This is a genomic window from Arthrobacter sp. Alg241-R88, from assembly GCF_900537115.1.
Taxonomy (GTDB): domain Bacteria; phylum Actinomycetota; class Actinomycetes; order Actinomycetales; family Micrococcaceae; genus Arthrobacter.
Genome location: NZ_UNRG01000011.1, coordinates 38,777 through 54,235 on the forward strand (window position 1 = coordinate 38,777; position 15,459 = coordinate 54,235).

Annotated in this window: 16 protein-coding genes and 1 tRNA gene; 3 read left to right on the plus strand and 14 right to left on the minus strand. The window is 65.3% G+C overall.

Annotation, left to right across the window (positions count from 1 at the left end; genetic code table 11):
* Window positions 1-50: 50 nt before the first annotated feature.
* From G6R19_RS18045 to G6R19_RS18055, 3 genes are all read right to left on the minus strand, one after another.
* Entirely contained in the window at window positions 51-368 is a 318-nt protein-coding gene (locus tag G6R19_RS18045) for a hypothetical protein (RefSeq protein ID WP_163167524.1), read from the minus strand.
* A 145-nt stretch (window positions 369-513) separates the two neighbouring features.
* Window positions 514-1,146: an alpha/beta hydrolase gene (locus G6R19_RS18050; protein ID WP_163167526.1), complete on the minus strand. Its 633-nt coding sequence runs from the start codon at window positions 1,144-1,146 to the stop codon at window positions 514-516.
* Between the two features lie 18 nt (window positions 1,147-1,164).
* Entirely contained in the window at window positions 1,165-2,019 is an 855-nt protein-coding gene (locus tag G6R19_RS18055) for a LysR substrate-binding domain-containing protein (protein ID WP_163167528.1), read from the minus strand.
* 142 nt (window positions 2,020-2,161) lie between these two features.
* Between G6R19_RS18055 and G6R19_RS18060 the strand changes: the two genes are divergently transcribed.
* On the plus strand, window positions 2,162-3,544 hold the full coding sequence (locus G6R19_RS18060; RefSeq protein ID WP_163167530.1) for an MFS transporter: 1,383 nt from the start codon (window positions 2,162-2,164) through the stop codon (window positions 3,542-3,544).
* Between the two features lie 6 nt (window positions 3,545-3,550).
* Here the strand turns inward: G6R19_RS18060 and G6R19_RS18065 are convergent, their stop codons facing one another.
* From G6R19_RS18065 to G6R19_RS18070, 3 genes are all read right to left on the minus strand, one after another.
* Complete coding sequence (locus G6R19_RS18065) at window positions 3,551-4,705, minus strand: N(5)-(carboxyethyl)ornithine synthase (RefSeq protein ID WP_163167532.1); 1,155 nt, start codon at window positions 4,703-4,705, stop codon at window positions 3,551-3,553.
* A complete protein-coding gene (locus G6R19_RS20275) occupies window positions 4,702-4,842 on the minus strand; it encodes a hypothetical protein (protein WP_205484577.1) in 141 nt (46 codons plus the stop codon). Before G6R19_RS20275 ends, G6R19_RS18065 begins: the two co-directional genes overlap by 4 nt.
* 99 nt (window positions 4,843-4,941) lie before the next feature.
* A tRNA-Gly gene (locus G6R19_RS18070) sits at window positions 4,942-5,015 on the minus strand.
* Between the two features lie 235 nt (window positions 5,016-5,250).
* Between G6R19_RS18070 and G6R19_RS18075 the strand changes: the two genes are divergently transcribed.
* Window positions 5,251-5,730 (plus strand): hypothetical protein, encoded by a 480-nt coding sequence (locus tag G6R19_RS18075; protein ID WP_163167534.1) that lies wholly within the window; start codon window positions 5,251-5,253, stop codon window positions 5,728-5,730.
* Between the two features lie 4 nt (window positions 5,731-5,734).
* Here G6R19_RS18075 and G6R19_RS18080 read toward each other — a convergent pair whose 3' ends face one another.
* Window positions 5,735-7,447: a CAP domain-containing protein gene (locus G6R19_RS18080; protein WP_346010090.1), complete on the minus strand. Its 1,713-nt coding sequence runs from the start codon at window positions 7,445-7,447 to the stop codon at window positions 5,735-5,737.
* Between the two features lie 133 nt (window positions 7,448-7,580).
* Between G6R19_RS18080 and dcd the strand changes: the two genes are divergently transcribed.
* Complete coding sequence (gene dcd / locus G6R19_RS18085; protein ID WP_163167536.1) at window positions 7,581-8,156, plus strand: dCTP deaminase; 576 nt, start codon at window positions 7,581-7,583, stop codon at window positions 8,154-8,156.
* 19 nt (window positions 8,157-8,175) lie between these two features.
* Here dcd and G6R19_RS18090 read toward each other — a convergent pair whose 3' ends face one another.
* The 7 genes from G6R19_RS18090 to G6R19_RS18120 all read right to left on the minus strand — a co-directional run bounded on the left by G6R19_RS18090 (window position 8,176) and on the right by G6R19_RS18120 (window position 15,287).
* The gene (locus G6R19_RS18090) at window positions 8,176-9,357 is read right to left on the minus strand and encodes a cation:proton antiporter (protein ID WP_163167538.1); all 1,182 of its coding nucleotides are present in this window, start codon (window positions 9,355-9,357) and stop codon (window positions 8,176-8,178) included.
* A gap of 5 nt (window positions 9,358-9,362) precedes the next feature.
* Entirely contained in the window at window positions 9,363-9,845 is a 483-nt protein-coding gene (locus tag G6R19_RS18095; RefSeq protein ID WP_163167540.1) for a cation:proton antiporter regulatory subunit, read from the minus strand.
* On the minus strand, window positions 9,842-10,900 hold the full coding sequence (locus G6R19_RS18100; protein ID WP_163167542.1) for a LacI family DNA-binding transcriptional regulator: 1,059 nt from the start codon (window positions 10,898-10,900) through the stop codon (window positions 9,842-9,844). The genes G6R19_RS18095 and G6R19_RS18100 overlap by 4 nt, the downstream gene beginning before the upstream one ends.
* Window positions 10,897-11,631, minus strand: a complete 735-nt coding sequence (locus tag G6R19_RS18105) for a cupin domain-containing protein (protein ID WP_163167544.1) — start codon at window positions 11,629-11,631, stop codon at window positions 10,897-10,899. Before G6R19_RS18105 ends, G6R19_RS18100 begins: the two co-directional genes overlap by 4 nt.
* On the minus strand, window positions 11,628-12,611 hold the full coding sequence (locus G6R19_RS18110) for a PmoA family protein (protein ID WP_163167546.1): 984 nt from the start codon (window positions 12,609-12,611) through the stop codon (window positions 11,628-11,630). Before G6R19_RS18110 ends, G6R19_RS18105 begins: the two co-directional genes overlap by 4 nt.
* On the minus strand, window positions 12,608-13,708 hold the full coding sequence (locus G6R19_RS18115; protein ID WP_163167548.1) for a Gfo/Idh/MocA family oxidoreductase: 1,101 nt from the start codon (window positions 13,706-13,708) through the stop codon (window positions 12,608-12,610). Before G6R19_RS18115 ends, G6R19_RS18110 begins: the two co-directional genes overlap by 4 nt.
* 175 nt (window positions 13,709-13,883) lie before the next feature.
* A complete protein-coding gene (locus tag G6R19_RS18120; RefSeq protein ID WP_163167550.1) occupies window positions 13,884-15,287 on the minus strand; it encodes an MFS transporter in 1,404 nt (467 codons plus the stop codon).
* Window positions 15,288-15,459 lie beyond the last annotated feature (172 nt).

The following is a 15,459-nucleotide window of genomic DNA, read 5'->3' on the forward strand; positions in this document are numbered from 1 at the left end:
TTGGCGGTGGCCACCCGGCCTTCTGCAGTTCTGACTGGTTGGGCTCTCCGCTAGCCGAGGTACCAGCCCGGCGGAGTCCATGTCACCGGCACGCTGTGGGCGGAGAACTCCTCGCAGCGGGTGCAGGTGTAGGCGACTTCGCCCAAAGTTGCCACAGCACCATCCCGCCGGTAGGTCGGCGGAATGTAGGACTCAAGGTAGACAAATTCATCGGTGCGGCACTTGTCGCAGGTGGGCTTACCAACGTATCCGGAGTCCGTGGTGGCCAGTCCGGAGCCGAGGGTGGATTGGCGGGTAGCCAGAGGCCGGGCAGTATTATGCGGGCGGGCATGCGTGGAGCTGAGGCGGGTGTTCTTGGCTGTCGTCATTGGCTGCCTGTCCCGAGCGCGCAGCCCGACGGGCAGGGCGTGCTCGTATTGAAGAACCGGCCATCTGCTTGACCATGGGAAAACCAGCATAGGCGATGCAACGTTCCGGCATCAATGGAGAACGGGTTGTCTTCCGGCGGAAGCTTTAGCTGTTCAGGAACGATTTCAGTGCCGCTATCCACGCGCCGGAGGCATCGAGGTGTGCGTCATGAGATGCCCTGGGAATGTCGACGCGCCGGACGCTATGGCCGCGGGCAACGAACTCCGTCTTCTCTTCCGCTGAAAACATTCCTTCTTCGCCATACACCACGAGGGTCGGCGCCGCGACGGCATCCCACTCCTCCCAGCGGGGCCGCATCAACCCGTTCATCGTGCCCACCATGACGTCTGCAGAGAAGCGGGGCCAGTACCCGTCCTCCCGTTCTTCAAGGTCGGCCACCCACGCGTCCTGCAGGGGCCCGTTGCCCAAGAACTCCTTCGCGGCGGCCCGGCTTGGAAATGGAACCGGCCAGGAACGGAAGAATTCCCCGAGCTGCATATTCTCGGCAGCGCTGCTGCTGCCGGCACTGCTTTCCAGAAGCACGAGCTTGCTGACCAGGTCCGGCCGCTTCGCTGCTACCAGCATTGCGGTATGGGCGCCCATCGATTGGCCCACGAGTGCCACAGGGCCGCCCGCCGCGGACTCGATCACGTGGACGACGTCGCCAACAAAGGCCTCCCGGGAAAGGTCGCCGGGCCGTGGGGTGCTTCGGCCGTGCCCGCAGGCGGGGACCGGCATCAATAGGTTCGAAAGTGCCTAGGCCGGGCGGTTGATGGTCCGCCCCACAATGGACTGCGTCAGCGCGTCGATCACCTCGGAGTTGGCCAAAGGATTGCGGATCAGCGTGAAATCCACGTCGCCGACTGCCGGCAGGTCAAAGCGCCGGGTAATGATCTTCAGGTCGTCGGGCACCAGCGAGGACGGCATGACGGCGACCCCGATGCCGGCCCGGACTGCGGCAAGGACGCCGCTGATCTGGCGCGTGGTGCAGGTGATGCGCCACGTCCTGCCGTGCGACTCCAAAGCATCGATGGCGAGCTTTCGGCTCAGGCTGGGTGAGGGGTAGGCAATCAGCGGCACGGGAGCCCCGGGTTCCAGTACGGTCTGTTCCTGGCCCACCCAGGAGAACGAGTCATGCTGCACCACCGTGCCATCCTTGGCCCCGGCGACCCATTTCACGAACACGAGGTCCAGCTGGCCCGCATTGAGCTTCCGGTACAGCTGGTCGCTTTGGCCTACGGTAAGTTCCAGGTTGATCTGCGGATAGATCTGCCGGAATTCGCGAAGGATCCGTGGCAGCCCGGTAATTGCCAAATCATCGGCGGTACCAAACCGCAGCCTTCCCCGCATGGCGGAGCCGGAAAAATACCGTGCAGCGGCGTCGTGGGCCGAGAGGATGTTCCGTGCGAAGCCTGCCATGGCATCACCGTTGTCTGTCAGCCGGACATCCCGCGTGTCCCTTGTGATCAGCACCCGTTTGGCAGCTCTTTCGAGCTTGCGGACGTGCTGGCTGACGGTGGGTTGGGCCAGGCCCAGCCGATCAGCAGCCTTGGTGAAACTCAGGGTTTCCGCGACCGCCAGGAAGGAGCGCAGCTGCGCAGGTTCAAACACTGTGGACTCCAGTGGGACAGAGCGGATATTGGCGGCATTGCAGTTTGCAATACGAGTTATAGGGACAATACGTCTCCATAATCACGTGCACCAGCCTAGCGTTAACGGCATCCCGGACCGACCGCAATTTGAGGACACTTCTGTGGCACCCCCACCGCCTTCATCGGCAACTGTCACCCAGCCCGTCATCGACTCCACAAGCGCTGCACCGCCGGACAGCCAGACCCAGCCCCTCGCCGTCGTCCCTGACCGGCTGCCGTGGAAGCACACCTTCATCTCGCTGAAGGTCCCGAATTTCCGGATCTTCGCGGTGGGTCACTTCATCGCCGTCATCGCCATCTGGATGCAGCGCATCGCCCAGGACTGGATGGTCCTGCAGCTTTCCGGATCCGTGACCGCGGTGGGCATCACCGTGGCGCTGCAGTTCCTGCCCTCCCTCCTGCTGGGCCCCTGGGGCGGCATGGTGGCGGACAGGTTCGCCAAACGGAAGATCCTGATCCTGTGCCAGAGCATGGCCGCGGTCCTGGCTGCCGCGCTCGCGGTTCTTGCGCTGACAGGCGCCGTCGAGGTCTGGCACGTCTACGTCATCGCCCTGGTCCTCGGCCTGGTCACCGTGCTGGATCAGCCCGCCAGGCAAGTGTTTGTCAACGAACTGGTGGGGCCGAAGTACCTGCGCAACGCGATCAGCGTCAACTCCACCACCTTCCAGCTTGGCGGCCTGATTGGTCCCGCCCTCGCTGGATGGCTGCTGACCGCCGTGGGGGCAGGATGGGCGTTCGCCGGCAACGCCGTAGCCTGTTGTTCCACGGTGGCCATGCTCCTGATCCTGCGGAAAGACCAGCTGTTCGTCAGTGCACCGACGCCCAAGAGCAAGGGCATGCTCCGCGAAGGACTCAGCTATGCCCTCAGCAAACCCACCATCTACTGGCCGTGGCTGATGGCCGGGTTCATCGCGGTGTTTGCCATGAGCCTGCCGGTAGTGCTTGCCGCCTTCGCCGATCACGTCTTCGACGTAGGAGCCGGAGGCTACGGACTGCTGAACGCCCTCGTGGCACTCGGCGCGTTAGCGGGAGCCGTGGCGTCCACGCGGCGCCGGCAGCTGCGGCTCCGCTCCGTGGTGTTCTGCGCCGGCATGTACGGGATCATGCTCTGCATTGCCGCCGCGGCACCGTCCATGCCGGTTTTCGGGGCGGTGATGGTGCTGTCCGGCTTCTGGTGCCTGATGTTCCTGACGGGATCGAACCAACTTGTCCAGGTCAGTTCCAACATGAGTATCCGGGGCCGGGTGATGAGCCTGTACATCATGGTGCTGATCGGCGGCCAGGCAATAGGCGGGCCGATGCTGGGCTGGCTCTCCGAGCATGCCAGCCCGCACGTGGCCCTGCTGGTGGCCGGGGGAGTCCCGGCTGTCGCCGCCCTGACGGTCGCCGTCGTCCTGGCGCGGAAAGGCTCGCTGCTGCTGAGGATCAGCCTCAAGGACCGCCGCCACCCCGTGAGCATCGTCAGCAAGGCGACGACGGCGTAAGCCGGGCTACAGGGCCAGGTGCGGGTATGCGGCTTCCCGCTTCTGGAACTCGAGGACATCCTTGTTGCGGATGACGCCGTCGCGGATCTCGATGGCCCGGGTAATGGTGTCGTTCCCGGCCCACGCCTCGGGGCCGTCGATGACCGTTGCCAGGAACGGGAGCAGGGCCTGGCTGATCTCCCACGTGGAGGAGTTCCAGAGATAGGACGGGCTGTGGTCCACCGCGTAGTAGTTGATGTGGTCTCCCACCGTGAACATGGGATCTGCGAACGTGGTGGACCTGGCCCAGCTGAAGCCCATTCCCTCGTCGCAGGAAACGTCCACGATCAGGCTGCCCGGCTTGAACGCGGGAAGATCCTCTGTTTGCAGGTAGGTCAGCGGATTGTTGGGGTCCTGCAGGGTGCAATTGACCACAATGTCGCTCTCGGCCAGGAAGGGCGCCAGCGGCACCCGGCCCCGCTCGGTGATGACCTGGCTCAGGAAGGGCGCTTCGTCGTCGTGATCGAACTGGACAATATTGACCGAGTGGATGGGCGCGCCTACTGCGGCGACTCCTCGATTGGTCAGTACCTGGACGTCGTGGATGCCGTGGGCATTCAGTGCCGTCACCGCACCGCGGGCCGTGGCGCCGAAGCCGATCACCACAGCGCTGAGGCGCCGCCCGTAGTCGCCGGTTGAACCGGTCAGCGCGAGAGCGTGCAGGACCGAGCAGTACCCGGCCAGTTCGTTGTTTTTGTGGAAGACGTGCAGGCCGAAGCCGCCGTCGCTTGCCCAGTGGTTCATGGCCTCGAAGGCGATCAGCGTCAGCTTCTTGTCGATAGCCTGCTGGGTGATGGCGCGGTCCTGCACGCAGTGCGGCCAGCCCCAGAGGACCTGCCCGTCCCGCAGTTCGGCCAGATCCTCGGGTTGCGGCTTCGGCAGGAGTACGACGTCGGCCTCCGCCAGCAGTTCCTCCCGGCCCGCCATCCTGCCCACCAGGGTGGAAAGGTGCGCGTCTGAGACGCCGAAGCGCTCGCCGTAGCCTTGCTCGAGGATGATGTGTTGGCGAACATCGGGCGCGATGCGCTCAAAATGCAGCGGGTGGATGGGGAGTCGGCGCTCGGCCGGTTTTCGCGTGGACGCCAGGACGCCCAGGGTCAGTTTGTTCTCGAGGCCGGTCACTTCTTCTTTGCGGCCTTGCTGGACGTCAGGTCCAGGGAGCTGGCCGGCGCGGAAGCGGCCTTCTTGTCTGCGCGCTTTTCCTTGATGGACTTGCCGGATTTCTTGGATGCTGCTTGACGCGGGGACTTGTCAGCCATGATTGCTCCTGTAGCGGAACCGAAGAGGTTCCTAACCTCTGACGATACACGCCGGTACCTAATGGACCCGGCGTGTAGGTGTCTCTTCCGCTGCACTCGTGGAGCGGCTGACGGGAATCGAACCCGCGTATCAAGCTTGGGAAGCTAGCGCTCTACCATTGAGCTACAGCCGCATCGCCCCGTTCCAGGGGCAGAACATAGCTTAGCGCAGATGTGGCCGCGGGCCGTTCAAGCGGCGTGCGGGCCGCCGTGTCCCAACACCCGGGACGTCATCCAGTAACTCTTCAATAACGTCGCGGGTGCTGGCTAGGTGGCGGCGGGGGAGTGCGGGCTAACCTGATCCGGGTAGCTGCAAGGCCGGGGGGTGCAGCTGCTGCGGCAGGTAGACGTCAACCATGAAAGATCCCGATGGCATTCGCAGAGCATGAGGTCCTCATCCGCCGCGATGCCATGGCTGTGTACCTCTACCTGCTCGATGCAACCAACCTGCCGCTCTGGCGGGACGGCGTCCGCAGCGTTAAACTGCTGCGGGGCTCCGCTGGAACCAAGGGCGCCGTGTACCGGCAGATGGTCGCAGGGCGGTCCGGCCTGAGCATCCCGGCCGATCTGGAAATCACCCAGGCCCGGCCTGGGGCTGAAATCCAGTTTGACGTCATTTCGGGCCCGTCATGCCGGTCGGGCGGCTATTACCTGAGCACGGAAACGTCGGGCACGCGCGTCCGGTTCGCGGTTGAAGCCGAGCAGGAGGGGCCCTATGGGTTCCTGAACCCGATGACCTTCCTGAACCGGCTCGGTTTGCTCAATACGATGATGCAGCGGAGCCTCAGCTCGGAGGTTGGCCAGCTGGAGCGGCTGAAGGACGTCCTGGAGCTCCAGCCGGCCGTATAGCCCCTTACTGCGCCAGCCGCTGCCCCGCCCACGGGCCCGTAATGTTCGACGGCGAGGCGAGGCTTCCGGAGGTCAGGTCCCAGTACTGCACCACGTCCGAGGCCCGGCGCAGCGCCACCCCTGTGGAGTTGAGCCCGGTGACGTCCCGCAGCGGCCGAATCCCCGTAACGTCGCCCCAGCCGGTGCCAACGGTAAGCCTGGTTTCCGCGCGCAGCGCGGTGGTGCCCCAGCCGCGGTGCAGCTGGACGGATCCGTCCGACCGGACCGCCAGGATGTCCTGGAACCCGTCGGCGTCGTAATCCACCATGGACAACTTCCGGGCTGTGCCGATGTTCCCGATCGACGCGCGCTCGGAGAGATCTCCCAGCCCCTTATTGGGATACAGGTAAAGGTTCCCGGCTCCGTCCAGTGCCAGAAGCTGGGGGAACCTGTTGTTGGCGCACCAGCCGCCCACTGCAAGGGTGAGCGTTTCCCAGCCGCCGCTCCCGAGCGTGACCGGCACCTGGAATCCGCCGGCGGCTATGCCGCGGTGCAGGGTGAGGGTGCCGCTGGTCCATTGCGTCAGGAGATCGTACGCGCCGTCCCGGTCCCAGTCTGTAGTGAACACGTCTTTGGCGCCTGCGAAGCCTGACCCGATGGACCGGGCCGCTGCATAAGTGCGCGCACCGGTGGCCGCGCGGGCGAGGAGTTGGCCTGCCGAGTCAACTGTCACGAGGTCGGCCGGCCCCTTGATGGCTGCGGCAGAGAGGTCCAAAGTGGGCGGCATATGCCGGCCGGGAGCGTCGCAGATGCTCGGCGTCGGCGGGGGGAACGCAGGGCCTGATCCTGCGCCGCCGGGGGAATTGACGGTGCCGGCGGGAAGGGTGGTGTAGCCAAAGAAGTTCACCACGCCCCAGATTTTGTACGTTCGGTCCGTGTACGAGATCCCGGCACCCATGACATTGAAACGCGGATCGAGCAGCATGGCGTTGTGGCCAGGAGATCCCTTCCACCACTCCACCAGTTGTGCGGCGTCACGGTCCGTGCGGATGGCAATGACTTCACCGGCGCCGTTGTTGGCATTCATGGCACGGGAGTCAGTCCAAAAACTGGCGCGGTGCTCAATGACTTCACGGGAGGCGATGCTGTCCGACCACTCCTGCGCCAGTCCTGCCACGGTGGGGTGGTACTTCACCGGGTTCAAGCCCTTGGACGCCCGGTACTCATTGATCCTGTTGAACACCGTGAGGACCGCCGCAGCATTGCTGTCCTGTATCAGGGCCTCCGTAGAGGGCAAAGCAGCAGGGGACTCGGGGGCCGCCAGGCGCTGGGGCGATGGGGCGGCTTCCCCGTCCGGCCCCCAGAGCGGCGGGATCCAAGGGACTTCGGGGGCTGGTTCTGCGGCTGCAGTGGTGGCCGGTGCAGGTGCGGTGACGGCCTCCGTGGCAGGTGCTCCGACGGCGGGCTCCGCTACAGCCGGACCCGTGGTCCCAGCCGGTGATGCTGGCCGCATGTCCGGTTCCACGGCGGGGGTGAGCCCGGAAGCAGCCGAAGGGTCGCTCGAGGAAGCGCCGCCGTCGTCGTTCACCCTGGCCGTGCCCAGCGTGACACTGCGCGGTCCCGCCGCGCTCGCTGCCTGGCTCGCCGTAAGCGGCATGGGTGCGGTGCCCGCGGACGAGGAAACCAGCGCCAATGCGCAGAGCACGCCAATAAAAGTGGGCGCGACCAATTTATTCACAACATCCCCAGCTCTGTTGGGCCATCCGGGAGACCATCCGGCGCCTGAATCACTGAGGCAACATTAGCCCCACCAGCACACAGGAACAACGAAAGAATGCGGCTGTGGATAACCGATACGGTAATTTGGGACGGTGCTGATCTCTGACCGCGACATTCGCGCCGAAATAGACTCCCAGCGGATTGTGCTGGAACCGTACGAACCGGCGATGGTGCAGCCGTCGTCGGTGGATGTCCGCATCGACAAGTTCTTCCGTCTGTTCGACAACCACAAGTACGCGCACATCGATCCCGCCGAAGAACAGCCGGAGCTCACGCGCCTGGTGGAAGTGGAGCAGGACGAACCCTTCATCCTGCACCCGGGCGAGTTCGTCCTTGGCTCCACCTATGAGACGGTGACGCTCCCCGATGACATTGCTGCCCGGCTGGAAGGCAAGTCTTCCCTGGGCAGGCTTGGGCTGCTGACCCACTCCACCGCAGGCTTTATCGACCCCGGCTTCTCAGGCCACGTCACCTTGGAACTCTCGAACATGGCCACGCTGCCCATCAAGCTGTGGCCGGGTATGAAGATCGGGCAGCTATGCTTCTTCCGGCTGACCTCGGCGGCTGCCTACCCCTACGGGCAGGGCGATTACGGCAACCGTTACCAGGGCCAGCGCGGACCGACAGCCAGCCGCAGCCACCTGAACTTCCACCGCACCGCTATTTAGGCTTCTACCGCACCGCTGGCTAGGCTTTCGCAACAATGCCCGCGGGCGGCAGCGCCGTCTTGACCAGCGGTTCCACGTAGCGTGCCGCCAGCGGACCAACCACTGCCATGATCAGCACATAGGCGGTGGCGAGGGCGGCAAGTTCGTCTGGAATCGCCCCTGAGGCCAGGGCCAGCCCGGCGATGACGATCGAGAACTCGCCGCGTGCTATCAGCGTGGCTCCCGCACGGAACCGGCCGGGACGGGCGATGCCCACCCGCTTTGCGGCCCAGACCCCGGTTGCCATCTTGGTGGCTGCGGTGATGAGGGCCAGCACGAGTGCCCAGCCGAGCACCGGCGGAATCGACGTGGGGTCCGTGTTTAGCCCGAATGCCACAAAGAAGATGGCGGCAAACAGGTCCCTCAACGGTTCCAGGATGCGTGTGGCGTTGTGGGCGGTGGCGCCGGAGATGGCGATCCCGAGCATAAAGGCCCCCACCGCCGCGGACACCTGCATGGCTGAAGCCAAACCGGCCACCAGCAGCGCGGCGCCCAGGACATTCAGCAGGAATACCTCGGAGTTCTCGCTGTGTACGGCCTTCGAAACCCGGTGTCCGTGGCGCAGCGCAATCATCAGGACGAGGCTCACCACAGCCAGCGCGACACCCACGGTGGTCAGTCCGCCCAGGAAGCTCACCCCGGCCAGCATTGCTGTGAGGATGGGCAGGTAGACGGCCATCGCCAGGTCTTCAAAAACCAGGATGGACAGCACTACGGGAGTTTCACGGTTGCCCAGCCTGCCCAGGTCCGTGATGACCTTCGCCGCGATTCCCGACGAGGAGATATAGGTGACACCGCCCATCACCATGGCGCCCACCCCGCCCCAGCCCAGCAGCAGCGCAAGGCCGGCTCCAGGGAGGAAGTTCAGGACCAGGTCGAGTACGCCGGCTTGCCAGGAGCGGCGAAGGCCGGTAAAAAGCTCGGCGGCCGTATATTCCAGTCCGAGCATAAGCAGCAGCAGGATAACGCCGATTTCCCCGGAGAGGTGGGCAAACTCGTGCATGCCTTCGAGCTTGATGATCCCGCCGGCCCCGAAAGCGAGCCCGCCCAGGAGGTAGAGCGGGATGGGTGACATTCCGATCCGTCCGGCCAGCCTGGCCAAGAGGCCGAGGCAGAACACAACGGCCCCCAGTTCGATGAGGGTCAGGGCCAACGGGTCCATCGCGTTTATCCGTTACGCAGGATATCGGCCGCCGAGTCGAGGCCTTCCTGGGTACCGACAGCTACCAGCAGGTCGCCGGTGTGGAGGACGACGTCGGGCCCCGGCGAGGGGAGGACCTCGCCTTCGCGCATGATGGCCACAATCGAAACGCCGCAGCGGGTGCGGATGCAGGCCTTCCCCATGGGCTGGTTCTGGAACGGGGAGTCAGGGGCGATCGAGAATTGCCGGGTGACGATGCCGGGAACATCCTTGTGTTCTTCAGTCAGCTTCATGGCCAGGTGCTGCCCGCCCAGGAGGTTTCCGAGGGCTGCAGCCTCGTCTCCCGTCAGGGGAATCGAGGCTTGGCAGGTATCGGGATCATCCCAGGTGGACACGATGAGTTCCATCTGGCCTTCCCGCAGCTCCACCACGCCGATCCGGCGGCCGGATGCTGTCATAAAATCCTTCCGCCGGCCGAGGCCCGGAAGATCCGTCTCATCCACGTTCATGAACCAAGCCTAGTCTGCCGTAACCCGCTTGGCGCTGGTCCTGAGGATTCCCGCACGACCAGCCGCATCGCAGTAGGGCCGGGCTCCGGAGGAGCAGGGGCATCAGGGGTTAGCGCAGCGAGCAGCTGGTGCATTGTGCTGCTTCCCTGGGCCTCCAGGTCCATCTGCACGGTGGTCAGCGAGGGCACCAGGAATGCGGACTCCGGGTGGTCATCCCACCCCACCACGCTGACATCCGCAGGCACGCTAAAGCCAAGTTCGTGGAGGGCGCGCATGGCCCCAATAGCTAGTTGGTCGTTGGCGGCGAAGATGGCGGTGATGGAGGAATCGCCCATGAGGGTCCTGGCTGCCCTGTAGCCGGAGGCCGAGCTCCACTCAGCGCCTGCGACGCCGCCGTCCTCCAGCCCTGCGTCGCTGACGGCCTGCCGGTACATGGCCAGGCGGTTGCGTGCGGCAGGCCACTCCTGTGGTCCGGCGATGTGCGCAATCCGCCGGTGCCCCAGGCCGGCGAGGTGTGCCACGATGGCCTGCGCTGCCGAACCGTCGGACATCCGGCCCTGGCCGCGCATCTTGTCGTCATACTCCCCGGCCACTACCACGGGGATGCGTTCCTGCGCCTGCAGGAGGTCGCTGTTCGGAATCGGCACAAAGGACAGGGCCCCGGCGAACGGGCCGCCGTCGAGGATCCTCCGCAGCCTCGCTGTCCGCTCCGGCCCCGTTCCTTCCAGGGCCACGACGTCGAGCTGGTAGCCGGCCGCATGGGCTGCGTCGGCTGCCCCGTTGAGCATCCGGGACGGAAAGTACGGCGAGGCACCGGGCACTAGGGCCAGGAGCCTGTACGTGGCCTTGGTCCGAAGCGAACGGGCCGTCAGGTTGGGCGAATATTTCAGTTCCGCCATGGCCCGTTCCACCTTCTCGGAGGTGGCCGCCTTCAGCTTCGAACGGTCCGCCATGTAGCGCGAGACCGTCTGGTGCGAGACGCCGGCGAGCCGCGCCACCTCATAGATGGTGGCGGCGCGGACGGGTTGCCGGGACTCGGCCGGGGTTTGTGTCACAGTCTGGAATCTTCCCACGTGGTCAGCTGGCCGCACATGCCGTAACCTTCACCAGTTCGCTGCCGGGCCCGCACCACTGCCGCTCCCGCCATCGAAGCTGCCGACCCGCCCTCCAGCTCCAGCAGCGCTTGCTCCGTTGCCGCCACCTGGCTGCGGACGTTCGCAGCCCAGATTTCCTTCCAGCGCTCCACTTTCGGGCGGACCAGCGCTGCGGCGAGGCGATGGAATTCAGCCAGGGCCTCCGGCCCGTCACGAAGGACCGATTGATGCAGCTCGGCGTATCCTTCCAGGGCCAGGTCCCGCCGCCGGCGGGCGGCGGAGGAAACCACTGATTGATCCGCGTCCGGGGGGAGGACAGCGTGCTGCGCATAAAGGTCAGGGTCCTGCAGGATGTGCCGCGGGAAGGTCAGCACGGAATCCCCCGCCTCCGGCAAACCTGCGTTGGACATAATGACGTTGAGCGTCAGCTCCGCAGTGTTGACCAGGCGGTGGACAGTTCCGGGGCTGAACCAGAGCAGGGATCCTGCAGTGAGGTCATGCTCGGCCGGGCCGTTCATTGAGATGGTGTGGACCTGGCCGGTCCCGCTTGTCACCAGGTAGGCCTCGGAGGACACGGTATGCAGGTGCGGGGAGCCGCCGCACAGCCCGTCACTCGCCTCCCAGTCGTAGACCCGCAGCCCACTGACGGCAGTACCGCCGGGAAAGCCGGGCGCCGCTGCGGATGAACTCATCGTTCCGTTCCCCGGCCTGCCCGCGGCTCAGCCGCACTTGCCAGGACATCACGGGCGGCGGCGGCAAGTGCTTCGGCCCGGCCGGCATCTGACTCGCCGTCCGCTATCACCACCCCGTACCGGTACCGCAGTGTGGAACCGGCCGGGAACAGGACTTCCTTGCTGAAGAACGGTGCCGGGCCCATGCAGGCGAAGGGCTCGGACCGGGCAAACCATTCGGGCTGGGGGTGATCACTGTGGGGGTCGTCAACCATCACAACCGTGGAAAAGCGGCACGTTTCATCATGCTGGCCCACGAAGGAAAGCCATGGTGCCCGCTGTCCACGCAATTCCTCGCCGGTAGCCCCGCCGGGTCCGATGATCGCTCCGCCGGCGAAGGAGCGGGGACCGCGCCAAAACAGTCCGCCGTAACCGGCGTTTTCGCGTCCCTCGGTGGTGGGCGACCCGATGTGGATGTCCCCGCCGGAGACGTTGGTCATGGCTGAATCGAAGACCAGGGTGTAGCTGTCTTCGTTACCCGGCATTACCTGGAAGGACCGTTCCTCCTCAACCACGAGCGACCCCGCCTGGCTAATCCACTGCAGGGTATGGGCAAAACTGAACCTGCCGCCGTCGTCCGCGGCCTGGCGAAGCTCGCCGTGCCGCATGGCGCCGTTGTTGGGCAGCCACTGGTAGTCCTGGCCCCGGCGGTAGCTGGGGCCGCCCCAGAAGTTGTCCGGGCCCAGGTGCGGCAGCGACCAGGCGATGCCCTTGTGCCAGACGTGATCGTGCGGGCGGTAGGCGCTCACCACGTCGCCGGTCCGCGTCCGGACAGGGTGGAAATAGGGCCTGGGCGACTCCACCTGGGGATCGTCCGCGGCGTAGGTGTACGTCAGGACAGGGACGCCGTCGAGGGACACGGCGACGGCGGCGCCGTCGTCAACCCAGCTGAAGGGGCGGGCAGTAGAGGTGGCGGAGGATGCGGGGGCGGCAGTGCTCATGCGTTGCTCTTTTCGAGTTTCCAGGGTTCGAGCCGGCCGTCGGCGCGGTCGAAGAACGGGTTCCCTTCGGTGATTTCGCCGCGGCGGACGGTTTTGCCGGTGAGGGCGGAAGCGTAAATTGCGGCGGCGAGTTCCATCGTGGGGTAGGCCTCTGAAAGGGTGACCGGCGGGATGGCGCCGGAGCTGATGGCGTGAATGATGGGTGCGTACTGGGCCGGATGACCGCTTGGCGTGACCGCGGAACCGTCCGCCCAAAGTTCGGCGAGGTGCTCCTGTCCGGGGGCCGGGGTGAAGCGCCAGTGGGAGTCGTCATAGCCGTAGAGGTGCTCGAGTTCCACGGTGGCGTTCTCGTAGTCGAACCGGAGTTGCGAAGTTTCGCGCGGCGAAATGACGGAGTTGATGACAGTGCTAAGGGCGCCCGACTCGAAACGGACGATTGCCGTGGACACGTCCTCGGTTTCCGTGCGGCGCGCCAGCCTGCCGGCAAAGGCGGTGACTTCCCGCCACGGGCCCCAGAGGTGGAGCAGCATGTCGAACTGGTGGATGCCGTGGCCCATGGTGGGCCCGCCGCCCTCGACGTCCCACTGGCCCCGCCAGGGAACGTCAAAGTATTCCTGGTTGCGGAACCACAGCGTGTTGCAGAAACCGGTGAGTGCATTGCCCAGGACACCGGACTCCTGCAGGGCCGCCAGCTTGCGGGCGCCGCTGCCGAAGCGGTGCTGGAAGACGCAGCTGACGTGCTTGCCGGACGCGCGTTCCGCCTCCTGCAGCTCCAGCATCTGCCGCAGCGAGAGTGCCGGAGGTTTCTCCAGCACCACGTTCAGGCCCAGGGACAGTGCCTCCAGGGCCAGGGATGCGTGCGATGACGGCGGGGTGCAGACGGCGACGACGTCCAGACCGGCTTCAGCGGCAGCGGCCAGGCTGGGCGCCGTCTGGGCGAAGCCCATTTTCTCCGCAAATGCTGCTGCCCGGTCTGCATCAATATCCACCGCGACCACAAGCTCTGCGCCGGCGAGTTGAAGGGCTTCGGCATGGGCGTGGGCTATGCCGCCCGTGCCGATGATTCCTGCGCGCGGGCGGCGCGGGGCCTGCTCCATGTGTAGTGCTCCTCGTCATTGAAAGGATTCATGTTATCGATCACCACTAGTATGTGATCGATAACAGAAGGAGTCAATACCCTTGGGAGCCCACATTGCGGGAAAGGCAGGAACGGCTGGACGGGCACAGCCCAAGGCGGGGCAGATGCCGTGCCGCCGCAGCGTTCGGGGAAAATCAGGCCGTGGGGATGACCGCGATGGGGGCCTTGTCCGGTGACTTCACCGGCAGCAGGACCAGGAGCCCGGCCAGGAGAACCACCATGATTCCCAGGATGCCCCAGCGCTGGGCTTCACCCGGGGCCACCAGCGGGGTGGCAAGTGTAATGCAGAGGGTAAAGAGCACCGGCGCCAGGAAACTGACGGCCCGGCCCGTGGTGGCGTAAAGCCCGAAGAGCTCGCCGGATTCGCCATGCGGGGCAAGCCGGGCCAGGTACGCCCGGGACGAGGACTGGGCGGGACCCACAAACAAGCAAAGGAACAGCCCGAACACCCAGAAGGTGGTGCTGCCGGGCCAGTCCATGCCGAAGAAGACATAATTGCCGTTGCCAAGGACCAGGATGACCGTGCCGGCGATGAGCAGGCCCACCAGGGATCCAATAATCACTGATTTGGGCCCGATTTTGTCATCCAGGAAACCACCGACGATGGCGCCCGCCGCGGCCACCACATTGCCGAAAATAGCGAAGAAAATGACCTCAGACAGTTCGAAGCCAAAAGTGCCCGCTGCGATGATTCCACCGAATGTAAAGACCGCGGCCAGGCCATCCCGGAAAACGGCGCTGGCCAGCAGGAAGTAGATGGTGTGCGGACTGGTGGCATAGATCGCCTTGATCCGGCGGATCAGCAGCCCGTAACTGGCCACGATTCCCAGGCGGCCGGCCTGCGGAGCCTTTGGCAGTTCAGGCACGGCAAACAGCACGGGCAGGGCGAACACAAAGAACCACAGGGCCGAGAAGACTGCCACGAGCCGGATGTTCAGGCTGTCCTCCGTGGAGGACCCGAACCACTCGAAGCTGGGCTGGACGAACAGCTGCAGGACGATCAACAGCGCAACAATGCCGCCCAGGTAGCCTGCGCCCCAGCCAAGGCCGCTGACCTTTCCGATGTTCCGCGGCGTGGAGATCTGGGCCAGCATGGCGTTGTAATTGACGCCGGCGAACTCAAAGAACACGTTGCCCAGGGCGATAAAGGTCACCCCCAGCAGGAGGAACTCGGGCCGGGGGAACACAAAGAAGCACAGGGCCGTGAGAATGGCGACGGCGGCCGTGTTGACTCCCAGCCACAGCTTGCGCCTGCCGCCGGCGTCCGACCGTTGCCCGGTGACCGGAGCCAGCAAAGCGATGGCGAAGCCGGCAACGGCCAGTGCCCCGCCCAGGACTGCCGACGCCTGGTCTTCGCCCCCGAACGCGTTGGAAGTGAGGTACACGGTGAAGACGAACGTGGTCATCACAGCGTTGAAGGCGGCCGAGCCCCAGTCCCACGATGCCCAGGCGAGTACGCGCCCCTTGCTGGTTGCCTGATTCCCGGATTCAAGTTCGGAGGACGGCTGCGTTGCCCCGGGAGCGCTGGCGCTGTTCATACGATGCATCGTATCCGCCGATGGCGAACAGGCGGCGGACGTCGAGCCCGTCACGCCGGGAAATGCGGGGGCAGGATACAACACGGAGGAAGGAAGGGGAGGCCGGGCCTTGATAAACTGGCTCTTCCCGAACCTAACCAGTAACCGCCTGCTCCAACTTTTGACAATCGAA

Coding starts and splice junctions, on each gene's coding strand:
- G6R19_RS18045 (WP_163167524.1), bottom strand. CDS start 368: ATGACGACAGCCAAGAACACCCGCCTCAGCTCCACGCATGCCCGCCCG.
- G6R19_RS18050 (WP_163167526.1), bottom strand. CDS start 1,146: ATGCCGGTCCCCGCCTGCGGGCACGGCCGAAGCACCCCACGGCCCGGC.
- G6R19_RS20275 (WP_205484577.1), bottom strand. CDS start 4,842: ATGGCTGACAAGTCCCCGCGTCAAGCAGCATCCAAGAAATCCGGCAAG.
- G6R19_RS18075 (WP_163167534.1), top strand. CDS start 5,251: ATGGCATTCGCAGAGCATGAGGTCCTCATCCGCCGCGATGCCATGGCT.
- G6R19_RS18090 (WP_163167538.1), bottom strand. CDS start 9,357: ATGGACCCGTTGGCCCTGACCCTCATCGAACTGGGGGCCGTTGTGTTC.
- G6R19_RS18095 (WP_163167540.1), bottom strand. CDS start 9,845: ATGAACGTGGATGAGACGGATCTTCCGGGCCTCGGCCGGCGGAAGGAT.
- G6R19_RS18105 (WP_163167544.1), bottom strand. CDS start 11,631: ATGAGTTCATCCGCAGCGGCGCCCGGCTTTCCCGGCGGTACTGCCGTC.
- G6R19_RS18110 (WP_163167546.1), bottom strand. CDS start 12,611: ATGAGCACTGCCGCCCCCGCATCCTCCGCCACCTCTACTGCCCGCCCC.
- G6R19_RS18115 (WP_163167548.1), bottom strand. CDS start 13,708: ATGGAGCAGGCCCCGCGCCGCCCGCGCGCAGGAATCATCGGCACGGGC.
- G6R19_RS18120 (WP_163167550.1), bottom strand. CDS start 15,287: ATGAACAGCGCCAGCGCTCCCGGGGCAACGCAGCCGTCCTCCGAACTT.